This is a genomic window from Vreelandella neptunia (assembly GCF_000712975.1).
Lineage (GTDB): Bacteria > Pseudomonadota > Gammaproteobacteria > Pseudomonadales > Halomonadaceae > Vreelandella > Vreelandella qaidamensis.
On sequence record NZ_JHQL01000003.1, the window covers coordinates 384,580 to 394,168 of the forward strand.

Consider the following 9,589-nt stretch of genomic DNA (forward strand, 5'->3'; position numbering starts at 1 on the left):
AGGAGAAAAACATGGCGGTGGGTAATGTTCCCTTTCCAGACTTGCCACCCCTTAAGGGGGTGCGTCTGGGCAGTGCAATGGCAGGGATTAAGAAGCCAGATCGCCGTGATGTCGTGGTGATTGAACTGCCTAAAACGGCAACAGTAGCAGGTGTTTTTACACAGAACGCATTTTGTGCTGCTCCTGTAGTCGTAGCGAAAGCGCATCTGGAAGCGTGCGCAAACGCAGGGCATGCGCCTCGTTACTGGTTAATTAACACAGGCAATGCTAATGCAGGTACTGGCGCATCAGGCCTGCAGGATGCTTATGCCAGCTGTGAAGCGCTTGCTGAGCAAACGAATGTTGATAAAAGTCAGGTTATACCGTTTTCAACGGGTGTGATTGGCGAGTCTCTGCCTATGGCGCGGCTGCTTGCAGGTATACCGAATGCGCTGAGCTCCATGGCAGATGATAGCCTCGCTTGGCAACAGGCAGGCGAAGGAATTCTGACGACTGACACTCGGGCCAAAGGGGCTACCGTAACTGTTTCAATCGGTGACCAGCAGGTGACGATCAACGGCATAACCAAGGGGTCTGGCATGATTAAGCCCAATATGGCTACCATGTTGGGTTTCGTGGTGACGGATGCAGCGATTGAGCAGACGTTATTAGCGAGCTTGCTACGTGAAACGGTGGATCGCTCTTTTAATTGCATCACTGTTGACAGCGATACATCAACTAACGATGCATGCATGCTAGCAGCGACTGGCACTGGCGCTCGTGTTGAAAGTGAAGAGCAGATAGCCGTTTTCCGTAATGCGCTCCAGCGTGTCATGACTGAACTCGCTCAAGCGATTATTCGTGATGGTGAAGGAGCGACTAAGTTTGTGACGCTCCAGGTGAATGAAGCGTCTACTCGGCAAGAAGCGTTGGATGTTGCCTTTACCGTGGCCCATTCGCCATTGGTGAAAACTGCTCTCTACGCCTCTGATGCTAACTGGGGGCGTATTCTAGCTGCCGTAGGACGCGCGCCAGTGGAAGCGTTCGATGTCAATAAGGTGGTCATTGACTTGGGTGACGTGCGCTTGGTTGAAAAAGGTGGCCGAGCAGCCAGTTATACCGAAGCCGCGGGCAGTGCGGTCATGGCGAAAGAAGAGATCATCATTCGCATTAACTTGGGTCGTGGGGAAGAGTGCGCCACTGTGTGGACCTCGGATCTATCTCATGGCTATGTGACTATCAACGCGGATTACCGTAGCTGAAAGCGCTGGAAAGTAGCTGAAAAGCGCTGGAAAGTAGCTGAAAACAGTTGCAGTGACGTGCTAACGCAGCGAGATAGCGCCGTCTTCGTTTAAGGCGGCGCGCACAAAGTGGGTAAAGACGTAATGAGTGTAATGGTAAAACGACGGGTTCATGTTGCGGCGGCTGCAATGATCAGCGCCGATCAAAAGCGAGTGCTGATTGCACGTCGGCCCTCTAATGTCGATCAAGGCGGCCTCTGGGAGTTTCCCGGTGGCAAGCTGGCACCTTATGAAACAGGGCTTGAAGGTCTCAAACGCGAACTGCATGAAGAGCTAGGCGTTGAGATTGTACGTGCCCGGCCGCTTATCCGCGTCCATCATGAGTATCCTGATAAGCATATTCTTCTGGATGTTTGGCAAGTGCAAGAGTTTGCAGGTGAGCCGTTTGGCCGTGAAGGGCAGGCTGTACGTTGGGTGCCCATGGAAGAGTTGGCAAATTATCCTTTCCCTGCCGCTAACTTGCCTATTTTGCGTGCAGTGATGTTGCCCACTGACTACCTGATTACCGGTGAAGAATCCGATGAAGAGCGTTTTGATAGCCTGCTAGAAAGAGCATTACATGAAGACGGCGTAAGGTTAGTACAGCTGCGGGCGAAAAATCTTAATGAAGCGGCTTATGTCGCCCGTGCTGAGCGTGCTCTGCGCCTTTGTCGTCAGTACGATGCAAGGCTTCTATTGAACGGTGAGCCTGCGTTGCTTGATAGGATTGATGCTGACGGTATCCATTTGACGAGCGCGCGGTTAATGAGCCTTGAGCGTCGCCCGATCGCTGAAAATAAATGGCTATCAGCATCAACTCATGATCAAACGCAGCTTTCCCAGGCAGCAGTTTTAGGTTGTGACTTTGTGACGCTTTCGCCATTACGCACCACGCCTTCTCATCCAGAAGTAGCGCCGCTAGGCTGGCATGACTTTCAACAGCTAGTGGAACGTGCGGGTATGCCGGTATATGCATTGGGGGGTATGACACGCTTTGATGCTAGCCATGCACGCGCCGTTGGCGCCCAGGGAATTGCGTCTATTCGTGATTTTTGGAAATAAAGCCAACTGCCACATGCAGGTGTTTTAATGACTGCGCCTGCTCTCTATGAGAGCAGGCGTCCATGTTATTATCATCTGAGGTTTTTATCAGGCGAGGGGTTTATCAGGTAAAGTTTTTATCAGGTTAGGTTTTTATCAGGTTAGGTTTATTAGCCAACTGGCTGGTTATCAATCGCGATAGCGGCGGGTTAAATCACCGTAAGCATCAATGCGGCGGTCGCGTAAATATGGCCAAATGCGCCGAGTGTTCTCGCTACGAGCCATGTCTATCTTGACTACTAATTGCTGCGACTCCTCTCCTGCATGCGCTAGCATTTCACCTTGTGGGCCGCATACGAAGCTTCCACCCCAGAACGTAATGCCGTCACCAACGCCAGAGTGGTCGGGTTCAAAGCCCACACGGTTAGCGACCATTACGGGTAACCCGTTAGCAACGCCATGGGAGCGCTGTATAATAGTCCAGGCATCTTTCTGACGCGCTTTTTCAGCGTCATCATCATTTGGGTCCCAGCCAATGGCGGTGGGGTAGAGAAGTAGCTCTGCACCACTTAGTGCCATTAACCGTGCTGCTTCTGGATACCATTGATCCCAGCAAACCAAGACCCCTAGACGCCCAACAGAGGTGTCAATGGGCGTGAAGCCTTGGCCGCGATCGTCATCAGCATCGCCAGGGGTAAAGTAAAACTTTTCGTAAAAGGCTGGATCATCAGGAATGTGCATTTTACGGTACTGCCCAACACGTCCTTTTGCGCGGTCATAAACGACGGCTGTATTGTGGTAAAGCCCCGCTGCACGCTTTTCAAATAGTGACCCTACCAGCACGATATCCAACTCTTTAGCCAGTTCGGCTAGGCGTTGCCCAGTAGGGCCGTCTAGTGGTTCAGCTAAATCAAACAGTGCAGGGTCTTCGTACTGGCAAAAGTAATGAGTGGCATGCAACTCCTGAAGCAACACTAATTGTGCCCCTTGGCTAACGGCTGAGCGTATGCCAGCTTCGCTGGCAGCAAGACTACGTGCTTTATCTGGCCACGCTGACTGTTGAACAACACCGACGATTAAGCTGTTAGGCATGATGGCTCCTTAGGAGTGACTAAGTGCAGGGACAAGAGTGCCTCTTGGTAGCTGCATGGTTAAACAGTGGAGGCTGCCATGCTGGCGAATGACGCTAACACACTCAATTGGAATCATCGTGTGTTCTGGGAAGGCAACACTCAATGCTTGCAGTGCGATCAGATCGGCAGGATCGCCGTAAGTGGGCACCAGTACGGCATGATTGATAATTAAAAAATTTGCGTAGGTAGCAGGAAGGCGATGACCATCGTCAGGATCAAAGCAGGCCTGAGGCCATGGCAAAGCAATTAATTGGTAGGGTTCGCCGTTGCGCTGGCGAAACGCCATCAGTTCTTGCTCCATCGCATTTAATGCTGGGTAGTGAGGGTCGGTGGGGTCGTCGCAGCGGACATAAGCAATGGTCGAGGCGTTGCAAAAGCGTGCGAGCGTATCAACATGGCTGTCGGTATCGTCACCTTCAAGATGCCCGTTTGCTAGCCATAGGAATCGGTCGACACCGAAATCTTTCGCTAATTGAGCTTCAACATCTGTGCGTGATAGTGACGAATTGCGATTTGGGTTCAGCAGGCAGGCCTCGGTGGTTAGCAGCGTGCCCTCACCGTCGGTTTCAATTGCACCGCCTTCTAGTACCATATTCCGTGTAGTGACAGGGCAGGCCCACACGCCTATATCGTCCAGCCATTGAGTAAGCCGATTGTCATGCTCGGCAGGGAATTTACCGCCCCAGCCAGTGAACGTGTAATCCAGTATGAGCGGCTGCAGAGCTTCGTCTACCACGGTGATCGGCCCATGGTCCCTAGCCCAAGTGTCATCTGTGGGCGCGACAATGAGCATCAGTTGTGATTGAGGAATGCCATAGGCGTCAAACGTCGCAGCCAAGCGGCGCTGGGTGGCAACATCAGGAACGCTGATCAGCACGCGCTGATAGCGTGTCGTGGCTATCACGATACGCTCAAGTGTTGCCTCGATACGCGATAACAACGATGCCCAGTCGCCATCTGGGCGCGGCCAAGTCAGTTGCAAGCCGTCTTGGGGATACCACTCAGGCAATAAACGGTAAGTTTTGTTAGCCAACGTCACAGATGCTCTTAATAGTCGAAAAAATGCTTGCCCTAGAGGTTATCTCCGAAGACAAGGAGAACGGGCGCAATTTAGGGGCTTGTTTACTAACATGCAAGCGTTACCGTACTTGAGGGAACGGCAAGTGGTCCTGTTACTCTAACCCTGCGTTCTTACATGCACCCATGCTAAAAAAACCGTACCATGGACGCTTATTACTAAGGAATGATGCCATGCTTGATCGTTTGCCTTTTCTGGTGGGGCTGCGCTACGTGCGCGCTAAACGCCGGAACCACTTTATTTCGTTTATTTCGCTAACTTCAATGTTGGGATTAATGCTTGGCGTGGCTGTGCTAATCCTTGTGCTGTCGGTCATGAATGGTTTTGATCATGAGCTCCGTACCCGTATCTTGGGGATGGTGCCTCACACTAAAATTGAGTCGCAAGAAGGATTAGTCGAGTGGCAAGCGTTAGCAGAAAGGCTCGTTGAGCGAGAGCGGGTCATTGGCGCAGCACCTTATGTTGAACAGCAAGGTATGTTTTCAGCGGGCGGTAGAAACCAGGGGGCTATGGTGAATGGCATCCATCCGGACTGGGAAGACCAAGTGTCGATTATTGGAAAGCATATGCGCGAAGGTGAGCTTTCCGATCTAGTGCCTGGCGAGTGGAACGTAGTTTTGGGATCTATGTTGGCACGTCGCTTGGGCGTAGGGGTAGGAGACCGAGTTACGCTACTTGTTCCGGAGGCATCGATTACCCCCGCTGGGGTTTTTCCAAGGCTAAAACGGTTTACCGTTAGCGGTATCTTTAGCGTAGGCGCTGATTTAGATGCCAATTTGGCTTATGCCAATATTGAGGATATGCAAACCTTAGCGCGTCTGGGCGATGCGGTGGGTGGTCTGAGGCTGGAGCTGGATGACCTGTTTGTATCTGGCAGTGAAACTCAAGCGATTGTTAACGAACTGGGCTCAGGTTACCGCGGTACGGATTGGACCTTTTCCCACGGCAGTCTTTTCCAAGCAATTCAAATGGAAAAGCGCATGATAGCACTGCTACTTACCGTCATTATTGCTGTCGCTGCGTTTAATATTGTGTCTACGTTAGTAATGGTGGTTACCGATAAGCGAGCGGATATCGCCATTTTACGAACCATAGGTGCTACCCCGCGTTCAATTATGGGGATTTTCATTGTTCAGGGGCTGACTATCGGACTGATTGGTATTGCGATCGGCGTTACGGCAGGGGTTATCTTAGCGCTTACTATCTCAGATTTAATTGGCTGGTTTGAAACAGCTTTCGGTATTCAATTTTTAGATGCTGGGGTTTACTTTATTAGCGACCTGCCCTCTAAGCTGCAGTGGGGCGATGTACGCGATATCGTTATCGCTGCCTTTGGTCTGACCTTCCTCTCGACGCTTTATCCCGCTTGGCGGGCCGCTCGGGTTCAGCCTGCCGACGTACTGCGTTATGAATAAGGACGCAATGATGACCTCAAGTACACCGCACACAGCAGCGATTATGCTGGAATGTAACAGCCTGACAAGGATTTACGACGAAGGTCCTCAAGATCTTACCGTATTAGATCAGCTTGAGCTTAAGGTGCATGCAGGAGAGCGTGTTGCCATTGTGGGCAGCTCTGGTTCGGGTAAAACAACGCTGTTAAACCTGTTGGGAGGTCTTGATCGTCCTAGCGCAGGTAGCGTAGTGATTGCTGGCGAGCCGCTTTCGGGTCTTAATGACGCGGCGCTCGGTCGTTTTCGGAATCGCTATATTGGCTTTGTTTATCAATTTCATCACTTGCTAGCTGAGTTCACCGCAGTTGAGAATGCTGCGCTGCCGCTCATTATTCGCGGCCAATCTAAAAAAGTGGCGGAGCAGCGCGCAATGCAGTTGCTTGAACGGGTGGGCATGAAGACGCGGGCGGATCACAAACCTGGCGAGCTTTCGGGTGGGGAGCGTCAGCGAGTGGCTATTGCTCGTGCGCTAGTGACCGACCCCAGTCTTGTGCTGATGGACGAGCCAACCGGGAACCTAGATCAAACTACCGCAGCAACTATATTAGCACTTATGGATGAACTGGCTAAAGAGAGCGCTTGCGCGTTTGTTATTGTTACCCATGATGTCAGCTTGGCTGCTCATCAAGATCGAGTGTTGAAATTGGATGGCGGGCAGTTAATTGAGCAGCAAAATGCCTAATAGCTTGTGAGGTTAGTCATCGAATTCTGACTCAATGCGCGCTCGGCGCTGCCGCCTTTTTAGGCGGCGGCGCTTCCAGTGATGAGAAACATGCCAGCGCCAAATTAGCCGTATGACAATATTGGCGATAATCGCTAGTAAAACGGCAGAAATTAGCGAGCCAAGCATCAGCGGCGGCATAATGTCGTGCATTTGCTCTGCAATCCAGCGCGTTGAGATGCGCGATGGAGCCTCTCTAACGGGGGCTTCTAAAAGAAATGTGCCAATACGGTAATTAAAATAAAAAATAACCGGCATGGTGAGTGGGTTCGTGATCCACACTAGACCTACCGATAGAGCTAAGTTGCAACGGGTAAACCTAGCCCCCAATGCTGCAACTACCATTTGAAACGGTATAGGCAGCATGGCGCAAAAAAGCCCCACGCTAAACGCATTTGCAACGCTTCGACGTGTTAAAAGCCATAGCCCAGGATCTGCAATTAATGGCGCGATAAAGCGTAGAGAACGCTGACGCCTTAATGTATCGGGTTTTGGCATGTAGCGCTGCAGGAAACGGCGCGGCATGTCAGGTACTCTTTTAATAGGTGCCTCCTATTATCCATATAGCAGTGTGCTTCGGCTACGCGTGGCTTTGAATGATCTTGTTCCAAGGAGGGAATATGCACATAGGCGTTGCACTACCCGCTGCATTGGCAGGTTTCATGGGTGCGCTATTGGCATGGATAAGCGGCCCAGATGCACGCTTGCAAGCACTGCTGGCAGGTATATTTGTGGCCGTGCTTTTCTTGGTGGTGTATAGGCGTAATCTGCTGATTTTTTTGGTTATTTTGAGCTGGGTTTTTATCAGTGTGCAGCATGAGTGGGGGCGTCGGTTGCCAAGCGGGCTCAGTGGTGAAGATGTCATTATTCAGGCCCAGATAGTAAACGTTCAAGCGGAAAACGGGTCGTCGCGATTACGCCTATCTATTGAATCCTGTCACTCTCCTGAGCATCTTCCTAGCTGTAGCGCTCTACGCAGTGTGAGAGTAAGTGCTTACGATGATCAACGCTACCTCTTGGGAGAGCGCTGGCAAATGACGTTGCGGCTTCGCCCTCCCAGTGGCTTTTCTAATCCCAATACGTTTAATTTTCAACAGTGGCTATGGCGAGAAGGGGTACACGCAACGGGCTATGTGCGCCAAGAGCCGAAGCCTGAACGTTTGTCGGAGGCTGCGCCGACAATTCGCCAATCGGCTATTGAAAGGCTGGCTAGTCAACCGTTGCAAGAGCAAACTCGGCGCTGGCTTGCGGCGCTAACGCTGGGTGATAGTGAGCAATTGACCCAGGATGATTGGACCTTGCTCAATGCAACGGGTACGACGCATTTAGTGGTTATCTCTGGTTTACACGTCGGGCTTGTTGCTTCGTTTGTGCTGCTATTAGCTCGCTTTATTGCCAGGTTGGTAACGCCAACCCATTGGCGTCTACGAGCTTGGCCATGGTGGTTAGCAGGAGTGGCGGCGGTGGGTTACGCCATATTAGCTGGGCTGGCCCCTCCTGCCATGCGGGCCATGATTATGACGCTGTTAGGCTTGTGGGTGCTAAGCGGTCGTCATGCACCTGGCCCATGGCAAGCTTGGTGGCTTGCGCTTGGCATCGTAATCGTCGTTGACCCACTTGCATTATGGCGACCTGGACTGTGGCTATCGTTTATTGCGGTAGCCTGGTTGATTGTAATTTGGCAAGGCCGTCCCCGCCCCCAAGGGGTGAAAGGCTGGTGCTGGGCGCTACTTCGTTCCCAACTACTCATTGCACCGCTAATGGCGGCAGCAGTGTTAGTGGCGTTTGAGAGAGTTGCCCCTGCGGCCCCTTTGATTAATCTTTTTGCTGTCCCTTGGGTCAGTTCCGTTATGGTGCCCAGTGCATTATTGGGATGGGTATTGTCACCACTGCCCGGGATAGGGTTATTTATGTGGTGGTGTTTTGAGCAGGCGTTACAAGTTTTTCACTATTTATTAGTTGTTACCGTGCATTGGGCGCCGCTTTTGCAGCCGCCGTCAATGATGGTGTACCCGCTGGTAGGTATATTGGTACTGATGTCGCTATGCTGGGCATTTCCCACTGTCCCAGGTTGGCTGCGATTCAGCGTACCATTGCTACTGCTAAGCTTCCCTTGGTGGCCAGCAGATGCACAGCTTAATCCGGGCGAGGTACGTGTCGTGATTTATGACGTTGGCCAAGGTCAACTGATCGAGTTGCGTAGTACTAACTATCGCTTGCTTTATGACACCGGGCCACGTTTTCGCAGTGGTTTTATGCCACTGCAAACCTTGTGGCCCCCAGGCCAATCGTTTGATCGTGTTATCGTAAGTCATGCCGATACCGATCATGCTGGGGGTGTCAGTGCGCTTTTAAAAGACCATCAAGTGACGCTATGGTCGACTCCACGAGGCGAGTCACTGCCCGTTGCCAGTACACAATGTGTTCAAGGGCAGCAGTGGCGACGCGATGGCATTCACTATCAGATATTATGGCCCCCAGCGGGGGATAACGCGCTCTCCTCAAATGATCGATCTTGTGTGCTGCAGGTAAGCGCGGGAGAACAACGTTTGCTTATCACGGGAGATGTAGGCAAGGACGTTGAAAGAAGAATATTAGCAAAAGTTATTACGCCGATTAACGTGTTAGTGGCTGGGCATCATGGAAGCAATACAAGTTCGGGAATCCAATTTTTGCAGGTCAGCCGTCCTCAACATGTTATTTTTAGTGCTGGAAAAGACAACCCCTTTAATCATCCAGTTGATGCGGTAGTCCGCCGCTTTCGCCAACAGCAGAGCTGTTTATGGAGCACTGCCCAGGATGGGGCGCTTGAATTTAGCCTTATGGCTACCCAGCCCATTCAGGTCATTCCCATGCGAAAACTACCGGGTGCTCGTAAGCGGTGTTGATGCGCGTCACCATAA

The 9,589-nt window shown here is 51.6% G+C and carries 8 protein-coding genes; 5 read left to right on the top strand and 3 right to left on the bottom strand.

The window, feature by feature from the left end; genetic code table 11:
* Positions 1–11 precede the first annotated feature (11 nt).
* Both argJ and CR46_RS0109825 read left to right on the top strand, forming a co-directional pair.
* Positions 12–1,241, top strand: a complete 1,230-nt coding sequence (gene argJ, locus CR46_RS0109820; RefSeq protein ID WP_030072374.1) for a bifunctional glutamate N-acetyltransferase/amino-acid acetyltransferase ArgJ — start codon at positions 12–14, stop codon at positions 1,239–1,241.
* 132 nt (positions 1,242–1,373) lie between these two features.
* Positions 1,374–2,321: a Nudix family hydrolase gene (locus tag CR46_RS0109825; protein ID WP_030072376.1), complete on the top strand. Its 948-nt coding sequence runs from the start codon at positions 1,374–1,376 to the stop codon at positions 2,319–2,321.
* Positions 2,322–2,489: 168 nt separating this feature from the next.
* On the opposite strand, the gene CR46_RS0109830 is transcribed toward CR46_RS0109825, so the two are convergent.
* Together CR46_RS0109830 and CR46_RS0109835 are read right to left on the bottom strand one after the other, a co-directional pair.
* Positions 2,490–3,392: a carbon-nitrogen hydrolase gene (locus CR46_RS0109830; RefSeq protein WP_030072378.1), complete on the bottom strand. Its 903-nt coding sequence runs from the start codon at positions 3,390–3,392 to the stop codon at positions 2,490–2,492.
* A gap of 9 nt (positions 3,393–3,401) precedes the next feature.
* A complete protein-coding gene (locus CR46_RS0109835) occupies positions 3,402–4,472 on the bottom strand; it encodes an agmatine deiminase family protein (RefSeq protein WP_030072380.1) in 1,071 nt (356 codons plus the stop codon).
* A gap of 212 nt (positions 4,473–4,684) precedes the next feature.
* Between CR46_RS0109835 and CR46_RS0109840 the strand changes: the two genes are divergently transcribed.
* The gene (locus tag CR46_RS0109840; RefSeq protein ID WP_030072382.1) at positions 4,685–5,926 is read left to right on the top strand and encodes a lipoprotein-releasing ABC transporter permease subunit; all 1,242 of its coding nucleotides are present in this window, start codon (positions 4,685–4,687) and stop codon (positions 5,924–5,926) included.
* Between the two features lie 10 nt (positions 5,927–5,936).
* Positions 5,937–6,647 carry an ABC transporter ATP-binding protein gene (locus CR46_RS0109845; RefSeq protein ID WP_030072384.1) on the top strand — a complete coding sequence of 237 codons (711 nt, stop codon included), beginning with the start codon at positions 5,937–5,939 and terminating at the stop codon, positions 6,645–6,647.
* Positions 6,648–6,659: 12 nt separating this feature from the next.
* Here the strand turns inward: CR46_RS0109845 and CR46_RS0109850 are convergent, their stop codons facing one another.
* Positions 6,660–7,211 (bottom strand): DUF2062 domain-containing protein, encoded by a 552-nt coding sequence (locus CR46_RS0109850; protein ID WP_030072386.1) that lies wholly within the window; start codon positions 7,209–7,211, stop codon positions 6,660–6,662.
* A 95-nt stretch (positions 7,212–7,306) separates the two neighbouring features.
* On the opposite strand from CR46_RS0109850, the gene CR46_RS0109855 reads away from it, so the two are divergent.
* Positions 7,307–9,574 carry a DNA internalization-related competence protein ComEC/Rec2 gene (locus CR46_RS0109855; protein ID WP_030072388.1) on the top strand — a complete coding sequence of 756 codons (2,268 nt, stop codon included), beginning with the start codon at positions 7,307–7,309 and terminating at the stop codon, positions 9,572–9,574.
* Positions 9,575–9,589: the final 15 nt, after the last annotated feature.

Bases quoted from the DNA above. Each gene is read 5' to 3' on its own strand.
- argJ (WP_030072374.1), top strand. From the start codon at position 12: ATGGCGGTGGGTAATGTTCCCTTTCCAGACTTGCCACCCCTTAAGGGG.
- CR46_RS0109825 (WP_030072376.1), top strand. From the start codon at position 1,374: ATGGTAAAACGACGGGTTCATGTTGCGGCGGCTGCAATGATCAGCGCC.
- CR46_RS0109830 (WP_030072378.1), bottom strand. From the start codon at position 3,392: ATGCCTAACAGCTTAATCGTCGGTGTTGTTCAACAGTCAGCGTGGCCA.
- CR46_RS0109840 (WP_030072382.1), top strand. From the start codon at position 4,685: ATGCTTGATCGTTTGCCTTTTCTGGTGGGGCTGCGCTACGTGCGCGCT.
- CR46_RS0109845 (WP_030072384.1), top strand. From the start codon at position 5,937: ATGACCTCAAGTACACCGCACACAGCAGCGATTATGCTGGAATGTAAC.
- CR46_RS0109850 (WP_030072386.1), bottom strand. From the start codon at position 7,211: ATGCCGCGCCGTTTCCTGCAGCGCTACATGCCAAAACCCGATACATTA.
- CR46_RS0109855 (WP_030072388.1), top strand. From the start codon at position 7,307: ATGCACATAGGCGTTGCACTACCCGCTGCATTGGCAGGTTTCATGGGT.